We start from the raw sequence: 21,032 nt of genomic DNA, 5'->3' as shown, positions 1-21,032 counted from the left end.
TTAGAGGCGAACCTGTCCTTCATAGACGCGCACGGCAGGGCCGGTCATCAATACCGGTTGGCCGGGGCCTGCCCACTCGATGCTCAGGCGCCCGCCTGGCAGGTCGATGGACACGGGCGAATCCATCCAGCCCTGGCTGATAGCGGCCACGGCAGCGGCGCAGGCGCCGGTACCGCAGGCTTGGGTTTCACCGGCGCCACGTTCCCATACTCGCAGGTTGGCGCGGTGGCGGTCGACAATCTGGATAAAGCCGGCGTTGACCCGCTGCGGGAAGCGCGGGTGGTGTTCGATCTTCGGCCCCAGCTCGTGCACCGGTGCGGTCAGGACATCGTCGACGCGCAGCACGGAGTGAGGGTTGCCCATCGAAACGGCGGCAATCGAGTAGTTCTGGCCGTCGACTTCCAGCGCGTAGCTCAGCGCCTGCTCGGCAGCCTGGAACGGGATCTGCTCCGGGTCCAGCCGCGGCGGGCCCATGTCCACGCAGATCTGGCCGTCGTTGCGCACGTCCAGCTCGATGATGCCGCCTTTGGTTTCGACGCGGATGAGCTTTTTCGCGGTCAGACGCTTGTCCAGCACGAAGCGCGCAAAGCAGCGCGCACCGTTGCCGCACTGCTCGACCTCGGAGCCATCGGCATTGAAGATCCGGTAGCGGAAGTCCACGTCCGGATTGTTCGGTGCTTCGACGATCAGCAACTGGTCGAAACCGATACCGGTGTGCCGATCACCCCATTGCTTGGCGTGCTTGGGCTGGATGTGCGCGTGCTGGCTGACCAGGTCGAGGACCATGAAGTCGTTGCCCAGGCCGTGCATTTTGGTAAAACGCAGCAGCATGGGTTCACTCCGGCAGCAGGCTTTCGCCGGCGAACAGTTCGGCGACGGTCTCGCGACGGCGCACTTCGAAGGCCAGGTCAGCGTCGACCAGCACCTCGGCGCAACGACCGCGGGTGTTGTAGTTCGAACTCATGACAAAACCATAGGCGCCCGCCGACTCGACGGCCAGCAGATCGCCCTCGGCCAGGTTCAGCGTGCGGTCCTTGGCGAGGAAGTCGCCGGTCTCGCAGATCGGCCCGACGATATCGTAGGCACGACCATCACCGGCACGCGGCTGCACGGCACTGACACCCATCCAGGCCTGGTACAGGGCCGGGCGGATCAGGTCGTTCATGGCTGCATCGACCACAGCGAAGTCTTTGTGCTCGGTGTGCTTGAGGTACTCGACGCGGGTCAGCAGGACGCCGGCGTTGGCCACGATGTAGCGGCCGGGCTCGAACACCAGGGCCAGGTCGCGATCGCCAACGCGCTCGCGGATGGCCTTGACGTATTCACCGGCCGATGGCGGCTGTTCGTCGCAGTAACGCACACCGATACCGCCGCCCAGGTCCAGGTGGCGCAACAGGATGCCACACTCGCCGAGGCGGTCGACCAGTACCAGCAGGCGGTCAAGGGCATCGAGGAACGGCTCCAGCGTGGTCAGCTGCGAGCCGATATGGCAGTCGACGCCGACCACTTCCAGGTTCGGCAACTGTGCGGCGCGCACATAGACTTCTTCGGCATCGGCAATGGCGATACCGAACTTGTTTTCCTTGAGGCCGGTGGAGATGTACGGGTGGGTGCCAGCATCGACATCCGGGTTGACCCGCAGCGACACCGGCGCCACTTTGCCCATCTCGGCAGCCACGACCTGCAGGCGCTCGAGCTCATCGGTGGACTCGACGTTGAAGCAGTGCACGCCCACTTCCAGCGCACGGCGCATGTCTTCGCGGGTCTTGCCGACGCCGGAGAAGACCACGCGGTCGGCGCGCCCGCCAGCGGCCAGCACGCGCTCCAGCTCGCCGCCGGAGACGATGTCGAAACCTGCGCCCAGACGGGCCAGCACATTCAGCACACCAATGTTGGAGTTGGCCTTGACCGCAAAGCACACCAGGTGCTCGACGCCTTGCAGGGCATCGGCATAGCTGCGGTACTGCGCCTCGATGTGGGCACGCGAGTAGACGTAGGTCGGGGTGCCGAACTGTTCAGCAATGGCCGACAGGGCCACGCCTTCCGCGAACAGCTGGCCGTCGCGGTAGTTGAAAGCGTCCATTGGATTTCCTTACTGCGCTGGCGGCTGCTCTGGGTCTTGCTCTTGCTGCGGCGCTGGCTGCGGCGAGGGCTGAGCGTGCTGGTGCTGGTGCGACTTGTTGGCCTTGCCGTCCTTGCCGTCTTCAGGCAGGAACAGGGGGCCTTTCTGACCGCAGGCCGAAACGAGGCAGGCAACCGCGACCAGCGCCGCGAGGGAGGAAATCAGGCGCTTCATTGGTGAAATCCTTGAAATAAGCAGTATTGCGCCCGAGTATACCCAGCGCCTGCCTGATTGCCTATGCAAGGGCCGGTCCGCCTGGCGGTAAGCAACGCTGGCGGGGCCGCTGCTGCGTTATCCTTGCAACATTGGCAGATGGTCTGAGGCTTTGCATTCTTGCGCCAGCGTCCGTATCTTCCCCGGCTTGCCTGTATGCAGCCAATTTCGAGGTTCTTGCAATGAGTTTGAGCGAAGCGCGTTTTCACGACCTGGTCGATGCCACCCAACAGGCGCTGGAAGACCTGTTCGATGAAGCCGATCTTGATCTGGACATGGAAAACTCCGCCGGCGTACTCACCATCAAGTTCGAAAACGGCAGCCAGCTGATCTTCAGCCGGCAGGAGCCGCTGCGCCAGTTGTGGCTGGCAGACAAGTCTGGCGGTTTCCACTTCGACTATGACGAAGAAAGCGGTAAATGGACCTGCGAAAAGACTGAGGAGCTGCTCGGCGAGATGCTTGAGCGCATCGTCTGGGGGCACGTTGGCGAGAAGCTGGACTTCGACGAGATCTGACATGAGCGAGCAGCCGCGGCCGCCCAAGCCGCTTTACAGTAACGTCAGCCCAGCGGTGAAATCGCCCTGCATCAATGTTTGCCGACTGGATGCCGAACGGGTCTGCACCGGTTGCCAGCGCCATGTCGAGCACATCCGCGAGTGGCGCTCTGCCGACGACGAACGCCGCCGGCAGATCTGCCGGGAAGCCGAGGCCCTGCGCGCCCGGGCTTGAGTATTCGCCCGGCTGTGATACTGTCGGACTCTGCGTCGGCGCTGCCGAATGCCTGCACAAACCCCGCCCTTGGGCGGGGTTTTGCTTTATTCGTGCGCCGCAAATTGTCTGTTGAACATGGAGTCTGACTGGAACATGAGCCGCAAACCTTCCCTCATCCTCACCCGCCTGGACGTGCAACGTCTCGAGCGCCTGATCGATAGCCTCGATGAGAACGCGCCGGGTGTCGCCGCCTTGCAGGACGAGCTCGACCGCGCCGAGAAGGTAGTCGGTCACGAGGAGGTCCCGGCCGGTGTGGTGACCATGAATTCGCGGGTGCACTGCCGCGAAGAGGCCAGCGGCAAGGACTACCACCTGACTCTGGTCTACCCGAAAGACGTCAGCGGTGAAGGCAAGGTATCGATCCTGGCGCCGATTGGCTGCGCTTTGCTCGGCCTGTCGGTAGGTGACCAGATCGACTGGCCGGCGCCGGGTGGCAAGACCCTCAAGCTGACCTTGCTGGCGGTCGAGTATCAGCCAGAAGCTGCAGGCGACTTCGACCTCTGAGGTGTCACGCAGGCCTCACTGCAGTGAGGCCTGCAACTGCTCGACGCCGTCATTTAGCGCCTGCTCCAGCTCGCGCTTGTACCTCAGATGCAGGCACGTCGAGCCCTGCTCGTCGGCGAGCAGCTCGGACAAATCCAGATCGGTGATATAGCAGCGATAACGCCCGGCACTGCGCCGCTGGCCGAGGATCTGCCGCGCCACCACGGCGTACAACTGATCGCCGTATTCAAGCTGCGAATACTCCTGCTGATCGCAGTACAGGGTGATATGCACCTCATCGCCGATCCCGCTCTGTACGATCGCCTGCACCTCGTAATAGGGCTGGCTGCCATTGTCGCTCGGTGCCTGGCGTGACTCCAGGCTGCGCACCTTGCCCAGGCCTGCAGGCAGCAGCTGGTAGTAGAGAATATCCAATGAGTCCTGTTGCAGACTGGTCAGCGGCAGCCGGGCATCGCGGCGCATGCCCAGCGATTGCAGAAAGCGCTGCAACGGCAGCAACAGGTGCGCTTCATCTTCCAGCGGCAGGCGCTGCTGCCACAGGGCATTGAATTCATCCAGCACGTACAGGTCGGCCCAGCCGTCGAGCAGGCGGTAGAACACCTGGATGCACTGCGGCTGGCCTTGGGGCAGAACCCATACCAGATCTTCATCGTCCAGCGCGTTGTCGTCCAGGTGCAGCGGGCTGTACTCGCTGCGCTCCTCGCCCAGATAAGCCAGCAGTTGCTCGTGGTTGGTCAAGGTGACCAGGTTGACTTCACCAGGCTGTAGCTCAAGCACATGGGTGTCCTGTGCGATCTGCACCAGGTATCGGTAGTTCAGCCGCTGCTGGAGCAACGCACGAGCCGTGGCGAACACATCCTCGACCCGCTGCGCAATGGCCTGGGCGCGGTTGTGACAGAAGCTGCGCACCTGCAGCCGTGGCGGTTGCTGGCGCTGGCCTGGGGTGTTGAGAAAGTCACGCAGGCAACGCATCAGCGCATGCTCGCCGTCGTAACGCTGGACCAGCACCTCGTTCCAGCTGTTCAAGGTGATCTGATCGAGGGTCAGCACCAGGTTCTCGCGCACGCCGGCGTAACTCAGCGAGTCGGTGCGGGCGGTGGTCATGAGGATGTTCAGTTCACGCTGATGGCGCAGCGGGTCGACGCCGACATTGACCAGCAACAGGACCTCGTCCGCCACACTTGGCTGCAGCAGACGCAACTCGCTGACGGGCTCCAAGGGCAGGGCAATACTCTGTTGCAGGCTGCCGAGCAGGTTGAACAGCTCGAACTCGCTCAGGTCGCTGGCGCCCGGATGCAGGGCGAGCCGGGTGCTGCTGTCGATCACGCCGTTGCGGTGCGCCCAGGTCAGCAGCTCGAGCAGTTCGCGGCAGCGCTTGAGCGGGCTGGAGTGGTCCAGCTCATCCACGCTCAGGTTGCCCTGGTACAGGCTCCAGTGGAACGCGCCAGGCTCCTTGCGATTGCTCGCATGGACCAACGTCAGAGTGTCTTCGGCAAGGTCCGGGGCAATCCCCGGGTTGATCACTTCGATCTTGCCGGCACGGCGCTCGAAGGCGGCGTAAAGGCGTCGGCCGAGCACGTTCAGGTCGCGTTGGTCGGCGCGGCTGCTGGCCTGCTGTTCACGGGCGAACTGATTGAGGAAGCGATAGCTGTGATTGAGCTCGGCCACCAGCGCCCGGCGCTCGAGCGCGACCTGGCGCACCTTCCACTGGCTGCGGCTGTCGAGCAGCGTCAGCTGGCGCTCGTCCCAGCCCCATTCGCGAACCAGGCGAGCCAATAGCTGGCGTTGCCAGCCGCCGTTGCGCGAGCGGCCGCTGAGCTTTTTGTTGACCTTCAGATACAAGCTGCGCCGTACCAGCTCCAGCCGCGCGACATCGCCGCGGCGTAGCAAATACTGCTCGATGCGCCGATAGACCATCACGTACGGGTCCAGCGCATCGAGGTCGAGCTGGTTGGCAAACACCGCCTGCTTGAACTCCAGACTCAGGCAGCGCACCTGTGGATGCTCGCTGGCGTAGGCTTCGGTCAACAGCAGCTTGAGCAGCGATTTGTAAGGTGAGTCGATGCCTTTGAACAACTGCCACAGGCCGGCGCCGACAAACTCGCCGACCGGGATATGCGCCAGGTGGCCGAGGTCGAGGTCATGATCGGTGCGGATAAAGCGCTTGCTCAGCAGGGTTTGCGTGTAGGCCTGATAGTTGTGCTCTTCATACACCGGCACCAGCCACCACAGTGGCGTGCGCCCGGCCAGCCAGATCGCGGTGCGGTAGAACTCGTCGAGCAGCAGGTAGTGCTGGGTAGTACCGCAGTCGTCTGAGCTGAGCTGGCCATCGCGCTCACCGACGGTAAAGGCCTGCGGTTCGATCAGAAAGAAATGCGCCTCGGCGCCGAGGCTCGCCGCCCACGCTTCGAGCAACTGGCATTTGCGCCTGAGCTCGGCCAGTGCCCACTCGGCCAGGCCGGCGGCGTGGCAGACCCACACATCCATGTCGCTCTGTTCGGCCTGGGCCAGGGTGCCCAGGCTGCCCATCAGGTACAGGCCCTGAATCGGTAGCGGCGCATTGCCCAGCCGCGGTTTGTAGCTGAACGAGCGCGCCAGGCGCTGGCCCTCGGCAATCAGCTCGGCATCCGGCTCATACCTGCACACCCCGGCTGGAGTGGTGCCGGAGACATACCCGGGTAGCAGCGGGTGATTGACATGAAACAACAGTGGCAACAGCGTCAGCACCTGCTGCTGGCGCGTTGACAAGCCCTCCCGTGCACGCCCGAGGCGGCCCTGATTGATCTGCATGAAGCGCGCGCGCAGCGTGGCCAGGACTTTGCGGTCGATACCGTCGTCCAGGTCTGGGCGGATTTCATGAGGGTGGTTCATTGCGCACTCAGGGGCAGGCCAGGGCAGTGCCGAGTTTAGCCTGAGCAGGGGGCAATAGAGGGTAATTTATGGTTTTTTGACGCCAAATTAATAGCAAGGCGGTTGGCCTGTTCGCGACCAGCAACCTGGCCCGCGAACAGGCGCGAAGGCTTCAGGCGGTTTCTGGGGCTTTGAGAATGTTCAGCACAATCTGCACGCTCTGCGCCGCGTCACGGCCCAGGCTGGTCAGATAACCACCATCGGGCTGGTCGGTCAGTTGCTTGTCAAAGAGGCGCTTGGCAGCAGCGACTTTATCTGGCGAAGCGGATTGGTGGACCTGGATGCCTTCCTGGCTGCTATCGAGATTGAACAGCGCAAGAACTTCCAGCTCGGCGATCAGTTCGGGGGTAAGCGACATGGCAACTCCTGACTTCCAGACAAGGATTTAGGCACCACTGCGGGTGCTTGATCATGGAGTGTAGACAGACTTTTCAAGCGTTGCCTTGATCCGCCTCAGGTGGCAGCTCCGGCAGGGCGCGCAGTGCCGTTTCATACCACTCGGTATCGAACGGGCGGTCGGCATCGAGCATGGCGTCAATCTCGAAGGCCAGTACATGGGCCATCAGGTTGAGAATATCTTCGCGCTCATAGCCAACCAGCTTCAGCTTGTTGAAAGTCGCCAGGGCCGCCGGCGGCTCGCCGCTTTCAATCTGGTTTTCGATGGCCTGGGTCAGGGTAGCTTCGGCGAAGGCTTCTTCATCTTCGTTGTCGATGTCTTGGGGTTCGCTCATGGCAGTGCTCCTGTAGTGAGGGGGCTAGTTTGCCATGCCCGCGCCGGCAATGCCTGGCCATCTATGCCATGCATGACGCTGGTCATGGCGTAAGGGAGTGGTTATAACAGCCGGGCCATCCCCTCACGGCCTGGAGGCTGTCGCAATGCTCAAGCTCTACGGATTCCCTGTCAGCAACTACTACAACATGGTCAAGCTGGCGTTGCTGGAAAAAGCCCTGCCGTTCGAAGAGGTGCCGTTCGTTTCCGGCCAGACCCCACAAGTGCTGGCCATCAGCCCGCGCGGCAAGGTGCCGGTGCTGGAGACCGAGCATGGCTTTATCAGCGAAACCAGCGTGATGCTCGACTACATCGAGCAGACCCAGCCGGGCAAAGCCCTGCTGCCGGCTGATGCCTTCGGCCAGGCCAAGGTGCGCGAGCTGGTCAAGGAAATCGAGCTGTACATCGAGTTGCCGGCGCGTACCTGCTACGCCGAAGCGTTCTTCGGCCAGGCCGTCGAGCCGCTGATCAAGGAGCGCGCCCGCACCGAGCTGCTGGCAGGCTTTGCCACGCTCAAGCGCAATGGCAAGTTCGCGCCGTACGTTGCCGGTGAGCAGATGACCCTGGCTGACTTGATGTTCGTGTTTTCGGTCGACCTTGCCTGCGCGGTCGGCAAGAAGGTATTGAACCTGGACTTTCTCGAGGACTTCCCGCAGGCGAGGGCGCTGCTGGAGTTGCTTGGCGAGAACCCGCACATGGCGAAAATTCGTGCAGACAAGGAAGCGGCGATGCCGGCATTCCTGGAGATGATCAGCAAACGCAAATGAGGGTGAAAAGGCGGGCTGCCGGGCAGCCCGCCATGACGCTTAGCGCGAAGCCAACAACGCCTGACCACGGACCACGGCCGCACGCACCTGGGCAGGTGCAGTCCCACCAATGTGATTACGTGCATTTACCGAGCCTTCCAGGGTCAGCACGGCAAACACATCCTGTTCGATCTGATCGCTGAAGCGGCGCAGCTCTTCAAGGCTCATTTCGGCCAGGTCTTTGCCGCTGTCGACGCCGTACTTCACGGCATGGCCGACGATCTCGTGGCAATCACGGAACGGCAGGCCACGGCGTACCAGGTAATCGGCCAGGTCGGTTGCGGTGGAGAAACCGCGCAGGGCTGCTTCGCGCATGATCGCGTGACGCGGTTTGATTGCCGGGATCATGTCGGCAAACGCCCGCAGCGAATCGCGCAGGGTGTCGGCGGCGTCGAACAACGGTTCCTTGTCTTCCTGGTTGTCCTTGTTGTAGGCCAGTGGCTGGCCTTTCATCAAGGTCAGCAGGCCCATCAGGGCGCCGAACACACGGCCGCTCTTGCCACGCACCAGCTCAGGTACGTCGGGGTTTTTCTTTTGCGGCATGATCGAGCTGCCGGTGCAGAAGCGATCCGGCAGATCAATGAACTGGAACTGGGCGCTGGTCCACAGCACCAGCTCTTCGGAGAAGCGCGACAGGTGCATCATCGCCACGCTGGCCGCGGCGCAGAATTCGATGGCGAAGTCGCGATCGGAAACGCCGTCCAGCGAGTTGCCGGCAACCGCTTCGAAGCCCAGCAGCTTGCAGGTCAGCTCGCGGTCGATCGGGTAGGTGGTGCCAGCCAGCGCGGCGCTGCCCAGAGGCATGCGGTTGGTGCGCTTGCGGCAGTCGACCAGGCGCTCGTAGTCACGGCTGAGCATTTCGAACCAGGCCAGCAGGTGGTGGCCGAAGGTCACTGGCTGCGCGGTCTGCAGGTGGGTGAAGCCGGGCATGATGGTCTCGGCTTCACGCTCTGCCTGCTCCAGCAGGCCCTTCTGCAGGCGTGTGATTTCGCCTAGGATCAGGTCGATTTCGTCACGCAGCCACAGGCGGATGTCGGTGGCGACCTGGTCGTTGCGGCTGCGTCCGGTGTGCAGTTTTTTGCCGGTGACACCGATGCGATCAGTCAGGCGCGCTTCGATGTTCATGTGCACGTCTTCAAGGTCGACGCGCCAGTCGAAGTTGCCGGCCTCGATCTCGGTCTGAATGGTCTTCAGGCCGTCGATGATGGTGTCGCGCTCGGCGTCGCTGAGTACGCCGACCTGCGCCAGCATGGTCGCGTGGGCAATCGAACCCATGATGTCGTGGCGGTACAGGCGCTTGTCGAAGTCTACCGAAGCGGTGAAGCGGGCGACGAAGGCGTCGACGGGTTCACTGAAGCGGCCGCCCCAGGACTGATTGGTCTTGTCAGTGCTCATGGATTCACTCGTTGAAGGCGTGAACGATAAAAAGTGGCGCCGATAATAACAGGGTTGCACTGCCCGCCGCAGGGCATCGGTCGCTAGAAACAGCATGAAATCAACCGGCGAAGTTACTGCAAAGGATATTTACCGATTGAACGGCAGCGTTCCACGAAGCGTCTACAGTTTGACAATAGGCTGGCGCTGAATCTGTCAGACCAGTGAATCTTTGGCCATTGCATGGGTCTAGAGCGTGACTGCGGCGTCGGACTACCGAGCCCGGTTTACGCTTATTACTTGTGCGAGACTCATTCAGGAATCCAGCGCAACTATGAATGTCCTGATCGTTGATGACGAACCCAAAGCCCGCGAAGACCTCAGCCGCTTGCTCGGCGGGCAGGAGGGCTACACGGTACTGGAGCCCAGCGCCACCAATGGCGAGGAAGCTCTTGCCTTGATCGACAGCCTCAAGCCTGACGTGGTCCTGCTTGATATCGGCATGCCCGGCCTGGACGGCCTGCAGGTGGCTGCTCGCCTGTGCGAGCGCGAAGCGCCGCCAGCGGTGGTGTTCTGCACCGGTGATGACGAATACGGCAGCGAAGCGTTCAAGGACAGCACCCTCAGCCATGTCAGCAAGCCGGTGCAGCCGCAGGCCCTGCGCGATGCCCTGCGCAAGGCAGAAAAACCCAACCGCGCGCTGCTGGCGGCGCTGACCCGGCCAGCCACTGAAGACGGCGGCAACCCGCGCAACCACATCAGTGCGCGCACCCGCAAAGGCATCGAGCTGATCCCGCTGTCACAGGTGATCTATTTCATTGCCGACCACAAATACGTGACCTTGCGCCATGAGGCCGGTGAAGTGCTGCTGGATGAGCCGCTCAAAGCGCTGGAAGACGAGTTCGGCGAGCGTTTCGTGCGCATCCACCGCAACGCGCTGGTTGCCCGGGAACGTATCGAGAAGCTGCAGCGTACGCCGCTGGGGCATTTCCAGCTCTACCTCAAGGGCATGGGCGAGGATGCATTGATCGTCAGCCGCCGCCATGTAGCAGGCGTGCGCAAGATGATGCAGGGCTTGCACTGATCGCTCGCCCTCGGCGCCGCTGCGCTCGCGCGCACTGGCGCGGCACCACCGATTGCTGACCTGAGTCTGCAGGCAGGTCCCGAGTAGCTGTTATCATCGGCAGCATTTCTCTGCATCGGGGCGTTTCATGTCCACTCGCGAAATCCGCATTGCCACCCGTAAAAGTGCCCTTGCCCTGTGGCAGGCCGAGTACGTCAAAGCACGTCTGGAGCAGGCTCATCCAGGCCTGATCGTCAGCCTGGTGCCGATGGTCAGCCGTGGCGACAAGCTGCTCGACGCGCCGCTGGCGAAGATCGGCGGCAAGGGCCTGTTCGTCAAAGAGCTGGAAACCGCCCTGCTCGAGAACGAAGCCGACATCGCCGTGCATTCGATGAAAGACGTGCCCATGGACTTTCCTGAAGGCCTGGGCCTGTACTGCATCTGTGAGCGTGAAGACCCGCGCGATGCCTTCGTTTCCAATACCTACGCAAGCCTTGACGCATTGCCTGCAGGCAGCATCGTCGGCACCTCCAGCCTGCGCCGCCAGGCGCAGTTGCTGGCGCGCCGACCGGATCTGCAAATTCGCTTCCTGCGCGGTAACGTCAATACCCGTCTGGCCAAGCTTGATGCCGGTGAATATGACGCGATCATTCTGGCCGCGGCGGGCCTGATCCGCCTCGGCTTCGAAGACCGCATCAGCGCCAGCATCAGTGTCGACGACAGCCTGCCGGCCGGTGGCCAGGGCGCAGTCGGCATCGAGTGCCGCAGCGCCGACAGCGAAATCCACGCCCTGCTTGCGCCGCTGCACCATGTCGACACCGCCGACCGGGTGGTGGCCGAACGTGCCTTGAACAAGCACCTCAACGGCGGTTGCCAGGTGCCGATCGCCTGCTACGCCGTGCTTGAAGGCGAGCAGTTGTGGCTGCGCGGGCTGGTTGGCCAACCCAGCGGCGGGCTGCTGCTGGCAGCCGAAGCACGGGCGCCGCGGCTGCATGCCGAAGCGCTTGGCGTTCAGGTTGCCAAAGACCTGCTTGAGCAGGGCGCCGAGGCGATCCTCAAGGAAGTCTACGGCGAGGCCGGCCATCCGTGAGCGGCTGGCGCCTGCTGCTGACCCGGCCTGAAGAGGACTGTGCGGCACTGGCGCAGACCTTGGCGGCCGCCGGCATCGCCAGCAGCAGCCTGCCCTTGCTGGCGATCGAGCCGGTCACTGTGGATGACGCGCAACGCCAGCTGCTGAGCCAGCTGGCGAATTACCAGGCATTCATCGTGGTGAGCAAGCCCGCTGCGCGCTTGCTGCTGGCCAACTTGGCCAAAGCCGGCCTGGTGCCGCCGTCCAACGCCTGGTTCAGCGTCGGTGAGGCGACCGCGCAGGTATTGCAGAACGCCGGGCTTTTGGTGACATTCCCTTCCCAGGGAGACGACAGTGAGGCCTTGCTTGGCTTGCCCGAGTTGCGCAAGGCTGTCGCCGTTCCTACGCCGCGTGTCCTGATTGTCCGCGGGGTAGGGGGTCGTGAACTGCTGGCAGAGCGTCTTGCCGAGCTAGGTGCTAGTGTCGATTATCTGCAACTGTATCGTCGCTGCCTGCCGGATTACCCGCCCGATACCCTGCGCGAGCGGGTCGATCGGGAACGCTTAAACGGCTTGGTGGTCAGCAGTGGGCAGGGTCTTGAACATTTGCGCCAGTTGGCAGACGCCGATTGGCCGCGCCTGGCGCGCTTGCCGTTGTTCGTGCCGAGCCCGCGCGTAGCCGAGCAGGCCCGCGCGCTGGGTGCACAACAGATTGTGGATTGCCGTGGCGCCAGTGCCGCGGCCTTGCTGGCAGCTGTGCAGCGCAGCGCTGCACCTGCCTCTTAAGGCGCTAAGCTCAGAGCGACGCGCCCCCATGCAAAGGATGGATACGTGAGCGAAACTGTCTTGTCGCAGAATGAACAGCCTTCGGTGCTCGACGCGCCGCAAACCCCTGTCAGCCCGCCGGCCAAGCGCTCAGGCAATGGCATTGCCGTCGTTGCCCTGCTGCTCGGCGCAGCCGGTGTTGCGGTAGGCGGCTGGGGTGTCTGGCAAGTGCGCCAACTGCAGGGCAATGAGCTGGGTCAAAGCCAGCGCATGGAAACCTTCAGCGAGCAGACCGCAGCGTTGCAACAGCGAGATCAGCAGATCAGCGCACAACTTGCCAGCTTGCCGCCGGCCAGCGAGCTGGAAGACCGCCGGCGCCTGGTGGCACAGTTGCAGGGCGACCAGCAGCGCTTGAGCCAGCGGCTCGATACGGTAATGGGCGAAAGCCGCAAGGAATGGCGCCTGGCCGAAGCCGAGCACCTGCTGCGCCTGGCGACCTTGCGCTTGTCTGCACTGCAGGATGTGACCAGCGCCAAAGCGCTGGTAGAAGGTGCCGACGAGATTCTCCGCGAACAGAGCGACCCAGGTTCATTCGCCGCCCGCGAGCAGCTGGCCCGCAGCCTGGCCACACTCAACAGCACACAGCAGCCAGACCGCACTGGCCTGTTCCTCAAGCTGGCGGCGCAGCGTGAGCAGGTGCAGCAGCTCAGTGCCCAGTCGCCTGAATTCGACAGCAGCGCAGACGCCATGGGCGCGCTGACTGCGGATGGCGATGCCAGCAGTCGCTGGTCGCGCTGGTGGGCCGAGATCTCCAAGTACTTCCAGATCGAATTCGATGCCGACAACAATGTTCGCCCACTGCTGGCTGGGCAGTCGCTGAATCAACTGCGCCTGGCCCTGAGCCTGACCATCGAGCAGGCCCAATGGGCGGCCCTGAATGGCGAAGCCAAGGTTTATACCCAGGCGCTGGATGATGCTCGCAGCGTACTGCTGGCCAACTTCAACGCCGACAACCCGCAAAGCAAGGCCATGCTCGACAGTCTCAACGCCCTGGCCGAGCAGCCAGTGTCGGTGGTCACCCCTGACCTCAGCGAAAGCCTGGCGGCGGTACAGGCCTACATTCAGCGCCGCCACCTGCCGGCCAACGCCGAAGGGGGCAAGCCATGAAGCGAGTCTATCTGCTCGCGGTGCTGGCAATCGTGGTTGCCGCAGCGCTGGGCATCGCCGTGGCCAAGCACAGCGGCTACGTGATGGTGTCCTACGGCAGCTTCCGCTATCAGTCCGGTCTGTGGGCCGCCTTGGGTGGCTTGATCGGCCTGATCGTAGTGCTGTGGCTGTTGCGCTACTTGCTTGGCCTGATCCTGAGTTCGACCGGGGTGGTCAACCCATGGTCGCGGCGCAATCGCCGCCGGCGCACGCGCATCGCCATCGAACAGGGCCAACTGGACCTGGCCGAAGGTCGTTGGGCCAGCGCGCAGCGTCACCTGCACCGCGCCGCTGAAGCCGAGCGCCAGCCGCTGTTGTATTACCTCGGCGCCGCCCGCGCGGCGAACGAGCTGGGCCGCACTGAAGAAAGCGACAACCTGCTGGAGCGCGCGCTCGAGCGTCAGCCCCAGGCCGAACTGGCGGTGGCATTGACCCACGCCCAACTGCAGATGGATCGCGGCGACAGCGACGGTGCCCTCGAAACCCTGCTGGCGATGCAACAGCGCCACCCGCATAACGGCCAGGTGCTGCGCCTGCTGCAGCAGTTGCACCTGCAGCGTGGCGACTGGCCGGCGCTGATTCGGCTGCTGCCTGACCTGCGCAAGGGCAAGGTATTGCCAGCCACTGAGTTGGCTGCACTGGAGCAGCGTGCCTGGGGCCAGAACCTGAGCATCGCCGCGACACGTGGTGATGATGCGGTAGCCGCCCGGCAGGCGCTGGAACGCGCCTGGCAGCAGCTGACCGCCGCGCAGCGCCAGGAGCCGCAGTTGGTGCTCGCCTACGCTGAACAGCTGCGTCAGGTCGGCGCTCAGGGCGAAGCCGAGCAGGTCTTGCGTGCGGCACTCAAACGCCAGTACGAAAGCCATCTGGCCCGGCTGTACGGGCTGATCCGTGGTGATGACCCAGCGCGCCAGCTGCAAACCGCCGAAGGCTGGCTCAAAGAGCACGCTCAGGACCCGAGCCTGCTGTTGACCCTAGGCCGCTTGAGCCTGCAGAACCGCCTGTGGGGCAAGGCGCGCGATTATCTTGAGAGCAGCCTGCGTTTTGAGCGCAACCCGGAAACCTGTGCCGAGCTGGCGCGGTTGCTGGCGAGCCTGGGTGAAACCGAACGCAGCAACCAATTGTTCCAGGAAGGCCTTGGCCTGCTCGACGAGCGCCTGCTGGCGCTGCCGTTGCCAGACGGCGCCCGAGCTTGACCGACCCTTGGGTCTGCGCAAGCCGCGCAGGCCCAAGGGCTGGTATCTAATCTGAAGCGGTGAAGTCAATTTGCGATGACCCCCTTCGGAAATTTCCCACAGCAATCGGTAAACTTTCCTCAGCAATCAGAGACTTGTCCCGACTGTATTGCCTTGAAACAAAGTACCCATTTCCTCTACCGTCTCAAGCCACGTCATTGACTCCTCCGGGACCCCATCGCCATGCCGCTGGCCCGTTTTCGTACTCTATTTTCCCCAGGCTTGCTGGCCTCGCTGGCGATCCTGTTTGCCGCTTTCGCCCTCGAAAGAAACCTGGGGTTGCTGCCTTGCTCGCTGTGTTCCGGCCAGCGCCTGCTGCTGGGCCTGTATGCGCTGGTCTGCCTGGTTGCGCTGGTGCATGCCCCGCAGCGTCTCGGTTGGCTGGTCTACACGATGCTGGCATTGGCCTGCTCCGCCAGCGGCGCGCTGTTGGCGGCGCGGCAGGTCTGGCTGCAGGGCTCGGAGTTTGCTCATGGCGCCTGCCTGCAGCCGCTGCCGACGGTGTTTGAGCAGCCGTGGCGGCAAGCGTTGGAAACCCTGCTCAAGGGTGGCCCTGACTGCGGCGCGTTGTCCTGGAGCTTTCTCGACCTGACCTTGCCCGAGTGGAGCCTGCTGGCCTTCCTGCTGCTGGCAGCGCTGCCGCTGTCGCGGCTGGTGGCTGATCGTTTGCGCCGCCTCGCCCAACATTGATCCAGCGCAAGCTTGGCGCATGGTTCGACCGGCGGCGCGCTATCAAGGGATGAAACGCTTGTATGAACTTTGTCCGATGCGTACCTTGATGGGTAGCACGTGCGGGAATAATCTCCCAGCACGGACACTGAAAACACAACTGCTCGATGCCGTACTGCTGACGTCCCTTTGTCGCGCACCTTTGCGCAACGAGGTGCAGCGGCATCTACCCAGAAGGGAAGAACTGCCATGCTCGATAGTTGCCAGAATGCCCAGGAACGCTGGGGCGGGGTCCACAAGCTGATCGATCGCTGGCTGCTGGAACGCCAGGAGCTGGTGGTGGCTTTCCGCGCACTGCGCGACGCCAAGCCAGCCTTCGCTGACAAGGCGCAGAGCCGTGATTTCTGTGGCGTGTTGGTCGACTATGTATCGGCTTGGCATTTCGAAGTGTTCGAGCAGCTGCTCAGCGAGGCCAAGGCCTTCGACGACAAGCGCGCCCTGGCGCTGGCCGAAGACATGACCCCACGCATCACCGACATCACCCAGATCGCGCTGGACTTCAACGATCACTGTGACAAGGCCGAGTGCAACGACCCTGAGCGCTTCGCCCAGACCCTGCAAGCACTGGGCGGCCATCTGCGCGAACGCTTCGAGCTGGAAGACTGCCTGATCGAAGTGCTGCACACCGCACACAAACAGGAAGCTGCACTGCAGGCCTGATCGCCTCGATCAGTCGGCCACTGCCAGCAATTCGATTTCAAATACCAACGGGGTGTAGGGTGCGATCAGGTCGCCCGCCCCGTCGGCGCCGTAAGCTTGCGCCGAAGGGATCACCAAACGCCATTTGGCTCCCACCTTCATTTTTGGCAGCGCCGCCTGCCAGCCTTCGATCACCGAGTCCAGACTGAACCACTGCGGTTGCTGGTTCTGGTCGAACACCGAGCCATCCGGCAGACGTCCTACGTAGCGCACTTGCACCTTGCCGCCGGGCTTGGGCTGCGCGCCAGTGCCTGCCTGTAACTCGCTGTAAAGAATTCCTTCAGGTAATTCATGGGTGCCGACTCGGCCGCGTTCATTGGCCATGAAGCGGATTTCAGCCGCTTGTGCCTGGCTGCCCTGGGCCTCGGTTTCATGCTGCTCGAGCAGGCTTTGCATCTGTGCTTGATCGAGCCGCAGCGGCTTGCCTTGGTAGGCCTGGCGCAGGCCTTCGACCAGGGCTTCCAGTTGCAGGTCAGGGACCTCCTGACGCAGCCGCTCACCGAGGCTCGCGCCCAGGCTGTAGGCCATATCCTGATCGGTGTTGCTGGCCGGCGCCGCAACACTCAATGGCGCGAGCAGGCAGAGGCTGAGCAGAAGATAACGGGACACGATCGACTCCGGACGCGATGGCCAAGTAGCAACAGCCGAACAAGGGCCAACTACACTTGCTCGAGCTGCACCATAACAACTTTGCCCAGGCATGCAACGCGGCCCCAGCAATACTGTCAAGATGCCCTAGCGGCGGTAGCAGCAGAAGCATAGTATGAGCCGCAATCTCATCAGCCAGGAGGTAAACCATGTCGGCCAAGAAGAAGCCAGTAAGTACGCCGTTGCACCTGCTCCAGCAACTTTCCGGTAGCCTGCTCGAACATCTGGAAGATGCCTGCTCGCAAGCGCTGGCGGATGCAGAGAAACTGTTGGCAAAGTTGGAAAAACAACGCGGCAAGGCGCAGGAAAAACTGCACGGTTCGCGGCTGAAACTGCAAGACGCTGCCCAGGCTGGCAAAGCCAAGGCGCAGAACAAGGCGCACAAGGCTGCCAGCGAACTTGAAGAAGTGCTCGACTCGCTCAAAGAGCGTCAATCGCAGACCCGCATCTACATCCAGCAGCTCAAGCGCGATGCGCAGCAGAGCCTGAAAATCGCTCAAGGCGTAGGCAAGGTCCGTGAAGCAGCCGCCAAGGCCCTCGAGCAACGCACTGTTGCCGAACCTGCTGCCAGCAAGGCGCCAGCCAAGGCAGCCGGCAAGACCACTGCCAGCAAAGCTCCAGCCAAAGTCGCTGCGGTCAAACCCGCCGCCAAGCCAGCTGCTGCCAAAGCGCCTGTTAAAGCTGTCGCCAAGCCGGCTGCCAGCAAAGCACCAGCCAAGGCCGCTGCAGCCAAGCCTGCCGTTGCCAAAGCACCGGCCAAAGTAGCTGCCAAGCCCACTGCCAGCAAAGCCCCAGCGAGGACTGCCGCTGCCAAACCGGCGGCTGCCAAAGCGCCAGCCAAACCTGCCGCTGGCAAACCCGTTGCCGCCAAGGCTGCAGCCAAACCTGCTGCTGCCAAGCCTGCAGCCAGCAAGGCGCCAGCTAAAGCCGCTGCAGGCAAACCCGCCGTTGCCAAAGCACCGGCCAAGACCGCAGCAACCAAACCGGCTGCCAAGCCAGCTGCAGCCAAGCCAGCCGCTGCAAAAACAGACGACGCCAAAGCCAGCACCGCAGCAACCAGCACCAACTCGGCAGCACCAGCGGCAACGCCTGCTGGAGCGGCCAACACCCCAGCTCAGTCGCCGTCTTCGGCGTCCTGAAAGGCTGACGCTGCGGCGCGCAATTGATCCAGCGCGCCGTGGTCGCGGCACAGGTCCGGCGCCAGCCGGACCAGCCAGTCGTCCGCGGTCTCGTCCGAGCCTGCGGGCCATTGCTGCGAGCACGCCTGCAAACGCTCGAGCAAGGTTCTTTCAGCCTGTAGTTCCAAGCCCTTCAACTGCTCCCGCAACAGTGCCAGCGCGGCATCGCCCTGAGCTGCCATACGCCATTGCTGACGCAGCGTGCGCAGTGGTTGGACCACCTCGATTCGCCACGGCTCAGCTAACCCCAGCAGGGCGCACACGCGCTCATCGCTGACGCGTGCCCGGCGCGCTTGCAGCCAGCTTGCGCAAAGCAGCAGGCACACGTCGGCGCCGTCCTCCTGCAGTTGCAGGCAAGCCGCTTCAACTCCGGGCCGGGCGTACAGGGCCAGGGCGTAATTCCACAGGTCGGTGTGCATGGTTCCACTCGCGCTAGCGGCCGAGGAAGCTGGTAGACTCCGCGACCATCATGATCAGACTAACCAACCTCACTTTACAGCGTGGTCCGCAGCGCCTGCTAGATAGCGCCGAGATGACGCTGCACGCCGGTCATAAAGCCGGCCTCATCGGTGCCAACGGCGCCGGCAAATCCAGCCTGTTCGCCTTGCTGCGCGGCGAGCTCACGCCCGACGGCGGCGACTGCCAGCTGCCCGGCGACTGGCGCATCGCGCACATGCGTCAGGAGGTCGATACCCTCGAGCGCGTGGCAGTCGACTATGTGCTCGATGGCGACCTGCGCCTGCGTCAGGTCCAGGCCGAGCTGGCAGTGGCCGAGCAAGCCCACGACGGCACTGCGCTGGCCCGCTTGCACAGCGAGCTGGAGGGCGCTGACGGTTATACCGCCGATGCCCGTGCACGCAAGTTGCTGGCCGGCCTTGGCTTCAGCAACGAGCAGATGGACCGCCGCGTCGGCGACTTCTCCGGTGGCTGGCGGATGCGCCTGAACCTGGCGCAGGCCCTGATGTGCCCGTCCGACCTGCTGCTGCTCGACGAGCCGACCAACCACTTGGACCTGGACGCCATCCTCTGGCTGGAAGACTGGCTCAAGGGCTACCCGGGCACGCTGCTGTTGATCTCCCACGATCGCGACTTCCTCGATTCGGTGGTCGACCACGTGCTCCACGTCGAGCAGCGCAAGCTGACCCTGTACAAGGGTGGCTACAGCGCCTTCGAACGCACCCGCGCCGAACGTCTGGCCCAGCAGCAACAGGCCTACGAGAAGCAGCAGGCGCAGCGCGCGCACATGGAAAAGTACATCGCCCGCTTCAAGGCGCAAGCGACCAAGGCCCGTCAGGCGCAGAGCCGGATCAAGGCTCTGGAACGCATGGAAGAACTGTCGGCAGCGCACGTCGACTCGCCGTTCGACTTCGTCTTCCGCGAATCGCAAAAAATCTCCAGCCCCTTGCTCGACCTTTCCGAAGGCCGTCTGGGTTACGGCGACACCGCCGTGCTGGAGAAGGTCAAGCTGCAGCTCACGCCGGGTGCGCGGATCGGCCTGCTCGGGCCCAACGGCGCCGGCAAGTCGACCCTGATCAAGAACCTTGCCGGCGAACTGCAGCCGCTGGGCGGGCGCCTGGTGCGCGGTGAGAACCTTTCGGTTGGCTATTTCGCCCAGCATCAGCTGGACTCGCTGGACGACAAGGCCAGCCCGCTGCTGCACCTGCAGCGGATTGCCCCGACCGAGCGCGAGCAAACCCTGCGCGACTTCCTCGGCGGCTTCGACTTCCACGGCCCGCGTGCCGAGGAGCCGGTGGTGAACTTCTCCGGTGGTGAAAAAGCCCGGCTGGCCCTGGCCCTGATCGCCTGGGAACGGCCCAACCTGCTGCTGCTCGACGAACCGACCAACCACCTCGACCTGGAAATGCGCCTGGCGCTGACCATGGCTTTGCAGGAGTTCAGCGGGGCAGTGGTGGTGGTCTCTCACGATCGTCACCTGCTCAAGAGCACCACCGACGACTTCCTGCTGGTTGCCGACGGCAAGGTCGACACCTTCGACGGTGACCTCGATGACTACAGCCGCTGGCTGATCGACTACCGCCAGCGCAACGCGCCGGTCAGCAGCACCCCGGTCAACCCGGACAAGACCGACAAAAAGGCCCAGCGTCAGGCCGCCGCTGCCCTGCGCCAGCAACTGGCGCCGCACAAGCGCGCTGCCGACAAGCTCGAAGCCGAGCTGGGCCAGGTGCACAGTCAGCTGGCCGAGATCGACACGGCCCTGGCCGACAGCGGCCTCTACGAGCAATCGCGCAAGGATGCTCTGCGTGATCTGCTCGGCCGTCAGAGCAAACTCAAGCAGCGCGAAGCCGAGCTTGAAGAAGCCTGGATGGAGGCACTTGAGCTGCTCGAAAGCATGCAGGCCGAACTTGAGGCGTTGTCCTGATGGAAGACCTGCACGGCCTGCTGCCGGGGCAATGGATGGACTCGCTGTGGCTAGGCGCGCAGATTCTGCTGATCCTCGCCGCAGCGTTCATCCTGCAACGTTTTGTCGGCCGTTGCCTGAGCCGGCTGGGCGAACGCTATCCACTGCCACCAGAATTGCTGGTACCGGTACGTGGCGGCCTGCGCTGGCTGATCATGGGCAGTGCTCTGCTGTTTGTGCTGGAGCGTCTTGGCGTCTCGGCCACCGTGCTCTGGACCGCGCTTTCAGGGTTTGTCGCCGTAGCGGCGGTGGCGTTCTTCGCCATGTGGAGCGTGTTGTCCAACCTGCTCTGCGCCGTGCTGATCTTTACTGTCGGCCCGTTTCGTATCGGTGACGTCGTCGAGCTGGTGGAAACCCTCGACAAGCCGGGCGTGAAGGGCCGAGTGATTGCGATCAACCTGCTGTTCACCACCCTGATGGAAATGCCCGATGCCGGCGGCGCGCTGGTGCAGGTGCCGAATAGCCAGTTCTTCCAGAAGTGCGTACGGCGCTGGCGTGGCAGCGAGGTGCCGGGTGTGGCCAAGGATGTTGCTGTCCAGGCTGACTGACGTTA

Annotated in this window: 23 protein-coding genes; 14 read left to right on the top strand and 9 right to left on the bottom strand. The window is 63.4% G+C overall.

Annotated features, from left to right (window positions below):
• Genes dapF through lptM form a run of 3 tightly spaced genes read right to left on the bottom strand, consistent with a single transcriptional unit; the run spans position 1 to position 2,296 of the window.
• Positions 1 to 831, bottom strand: a complete 831-nt coding sequence (gene dapF / locus IDM28_RS21995; protein ID WP_101322640.1) for a diaminopimelate epimerase — start codon at positions 829 to 831, stop codon at positions 1 to 3.
• A 4-nt stretch (positions 832 to 835) separates the two neighbouring features.
• Positions 836 to 2,083 (bottom strand): diaminopimelate decarboxylase, encoded by a 1,248-nt coding sequence (gene lysA / locus IDM28_RS21990; RefSeq protein ID WP_188036880.1) that lies wholly within the window; start codon positions 2,081 to 2,083, stop codon positions 836 to 838.
• 9 nt (positions 2,084 to 2,092) lie between these two features.
• Positions 2,093 to 2,296, bottom strand: coding sequence for an LPS translocon maturation chaperone LptM (gene lptM, locus IDM28_RS21985; protein ID WP_101322638.1), 204 nt, complete (start codon positions 2,294 to 2,296; stop codon positions 2,093 to 2,095).
• Between the two features lie 221 nt (positions 2,297 to 2,517).
• Here lptM and cyaY point away from each other — a divergent pair, with 221 nt between their 5' ends.
• From cyaY to rnk, 3 genes are all read left to right on the top strand, one after another.
• A complete protein-coding gene (cyaY, locus tag IDM28_RS21980; protein WP_101322637.1) occupies positions 2,518 to 2,850 on the top strand; it encodes an iron donor protein CyaY in 333 nt (110 codons plus the stop codon).
• Position 2,851: 1 nt separating this feature from the next.
• Positions 2,852 to 3,064: a DUF1289 domain-containing protein gene (locus IDM28_RS21975; RefSeq protein WP_101322636.1), complete on the top strand. Its 213-nt coding sequence runs from the start codon at positions 2,852 to 2,854 to the stop codon at positions 3,062 to 3,064.
• A 135-nt stretch (positions 3,065 to 3,199) separates the two neighbouring features.
• Positions 3,200 to 3,610: a nucleoside diphosphate kinase regulator gene (gene rnk / locus IDM28_RS21970; protein WP_101322635.1), complete on the top strand. Its 411-nt coding sequence runs from the start codon at positions 3,200 to 3,202 to the stop codon at positions 3,608 to 3,610.
• Positions 3,611 to 3,625: 15 nt separating this feature from the next.
• Here rnk and IDM28_RS21965 read toward each other — a convergent pair whose 3' ends face one another.
• The 3 genes from IDM28_RS21965 to IDM28_RS21955 form a co-directional block, all read right to left on the bottom strand.
• The gene (locus IDM28_RS21965; RefSeq protein WP_188036879.1) at positions 3,626 to 6,481 is read right to left on the bottom strand and encodes a class I adenylate cyclase; all 2,856 of its coding nucleotides are present in this window, start codon (positions 6,479 to 6,481) and stop codon (positions 3,626 to 3,628) included.
• A 151-nt stretch (positions 6,482 to 6,632) separates the two neighbouring features.
• Entirely contained in the window at positions 6,633 to 6,878 is a 246-nt protein-coding gene (locus tag IDM28_RS21960; RefSeq protein WP_101322633.1) for a TIGR02647 family protein, read from the bottom strand.
• 73 nt (positions 6,879 to 6,951) lie between these two features.
• Entirely contained in the window at positions 6,952 to 7,251 is a 300-nt protein-coding gene (locus IDM28_RS21955; protein WP_101322632.1) for a hypothetical protein, read from the bottom strand.
• 145 nt (positions 7,252 to 7,396) lie between these two features.
• Between IDM28_RS21955 and IDM28_RS21950 the strand changes: the two genes are divergently transcribed.
• Positions 7,397 to 8,056, top strand: coding sequence for a glutathione S-transferase (locus IDM28_RS21950; RefSeq protein WP_150571419.1), 660 nt, complete (start codon positions 7,397 to 7,399; stop codon positions 8,054 to 8,056).
• Positions 8,057 to 8,095: 39 nt separating this feature from the next.
• On the opposite strand, the gene argH is transcribed toward IDM28_RS21950, so the two are convergent.
• The gene (argH, locus tag IDM28_RS21945) at positions 8,096 to 9,490 is read right to left on the bottom strand and encodes an argininosuccinate lyase (RefSeq protein WP_101322630.1); all 1,395 of its coding nucleotides are present in this window, start codon (positions 9,488 to 9,490) and stop codon (positions 8,096 to 8,098) included.
• A gap of 313 nt (positions 9,491 to 9,803) precedes the next feature.
• Between argH and IDM28_RS21940 the strand changes: the two genes are divergently transcribed.
• From IDM28_RS21940 to rsd, 7 genes are all read left to right on the top strand, one after another.
• Positions 9,804 to 10,553: a LytR/AlgR family response regulator transcription factor gene (locus tag IDM28_RS21940; protein ID WP_101322629.1), complete on the top strand. Its 750-nt coding sequence runs from the start codon at positions 9,804 to 9,806 to the stop codon at positions 10,551 to 10,553.
• 127 nt (positions 10,554 to 10,680) lie between these two features.
• The gene (gene hemC / locus IDM28_RS21935; protein WP_101322628.1) at positions 10,681 to 11,622 is read left to right on the top strand and encodes a hydroxymethylbilane synthase; all 942 of its coding nucleotides are present in this window, start codon (positions 10,681 to 10,683) and stop codon (positions 11,620 to 11,622) included.
• Positions 11,619 to 12,386, top strand: coding sequence for a uroporphyrinogen-III synthase (locus tag IDM28_RS23990; RefSeq protein WP_224785571.1), 768 nt, complete (start codon positions 11,619 to 11,621; stop codon positions 12,384 to 12,386). Before hemC ends, IDM28_RS23990 begins: the two co-directional genes overlap by 4 nt.
• Positions 12,387 to 12,431: 45 nt before the next feature.
• Positions 12,432 to 13,532: a uroporphyrinogen-III C-methyltransferase gene (locus tag IDM28_RS23985; RefSeq protein WP_224785570.1), complete on the top strand. Its 1,101-nt coding sequence runs from the start codon at positions 12,432 to 12,434 to the stop codon at positions 13,530 to 13,532.
• Positions 13,529 to 14,767, top strand: coding sequence for a heme biosynthesis HemY N-terminal domain-containing protein (locus tag IDM28_RS21925; RefSeq protein WP_188036878.1), 1,239 nt, complete (start codon positions 13,529 to 13,531; stop codon positions 14,765 to 14,767). Before IDM28_RS23985 ends, IDM28_RS21925 begins: the two co-directional genes overlap by 4 nt.
• A 222-nt stretch (positions 14,768 to 14,989) precedes the next feature.
• The gene (locus IDM28_RS21920) at positions 14,990 to 15,496 is read left to right on the top strand and encodes a disulfide bond formation protein B (RefSeq protein WP_188036877.1); all 507 of its coding nucleotides are present in this window, start codon (positions 14,990 to 14,992) and stop codon (positions 15,494 to 15,496) included.
• Between the two features lie 228 nt (positions 15,497 to 15,724).
• On the top strand, positions 15,725 to 16,195 hold the full coding sequence (gene rsd, locus IDM28_RS21915) for a sigma D regulator (RefSeq protein WP_101322625.1): 471 nt from the start codon (positions 15,725 to 15,727) through the stop codon (positions 16,193 to 16,195).
• 9 nt (positions 16,196 to 16,204) lie between these two features.
• On the opposite strand, the gene IDM28_RS21910 is transcribed toward rsd, so the two are convergent.
• Positions 16,205 to 16,843, bottom strand: coding sequence for an FKBP-type peptidyl-prolyl cis-trans isomerase (locus tag IDM28_RS21910; protein ID WP_188036876.1), 639 nt, complete (start codon positions 16,841 to 16,843; stop codon positions 16,205 to 16,207).
• A gap of 188 nt (positions 16,844 to 17,031) precedes the next feature.
• Between IDM28_RS21910 and IDM28_RS21905 the strand changes: the two genes are divergently transcribed.
• On the top strand, positions 17,032 to 18,021 hold the full coding sequence (locus IDM28_RS21905) for an AlgP family protein (protein ID WP_188036875.1): 990 nt from the start codon (positions 17,032 to 17,034) through the stop codon (positions 18,019 to 18,021).
• Here the strand turns inward: IDM28_RS21905 and IDM28_RS21900 are convergent.
• Positions 17,997 to 18,479, bottom strand: a complete 483-nt coding sequence (locus IDM28_RS21900) for a TIGR02444 family protein (RefSeq protein WP_188036874.1) — start codon at positions 18,477 to 18,479, stop codon at positions 17,997 to 17,999. The genes IDM28_RS21905 and IDM28_RS21900 overlap by 25 nt on opposite strands.
• Positions 18,480 to 18,529: 50 nt before the next feature.
• Here IDM28_RS21900 and IDM28_RS21895 point away from each other — a divergent pair, with 50 nt between their 5' ends.
• Positions 18,530 to 20,440 carry an ATP-binding cassette domain-containing protein gene (locus tag IDM28_RS21895; RefSeq protein ID WP_101322621.1) on the top strand — a complete coding sequence of 637 codons (1,911 nt, stop codon included), beginning with the start codon at positions 18,530 to 18,532 and terminating at the stop codon, positions 20,438 to 20,440.
• Positions 20,440 to 21,027, top strand: a complete 588-nt coding sequence (locus tag IDM28_RS21890) for a mechanosensitive ion channel family protein (protein WP_101322620.1) — start codon at positions 20,440 to 20,442, stop codon at positions 21,025 to 21,027. The genes IDM28_RS21895 and IDM28_RS21890 overlap by 1 nt, the downstream gene beginning before the upstream one ends.
• Positions 21,028 to 21,032 lie beyond the last annotated feature (5 nt).

This window comes from Pseudomonas sp. EZ-C24 (genome assembly GCF_014525325.1).
Classification (GTDB): domain Bacteria; phylum Pseudomonadota; class Gammaproteobacteria; order Pseudomonadales; family Pseudomonadaceae; genus Aquipseudomonas; species Aquipseudomonas shirazensis.
The sequence above is the reverse complement of the archived record's forward strand: the minus strand, read 5'-3'. Positions and strand labels throughout refer to the sequence as shown.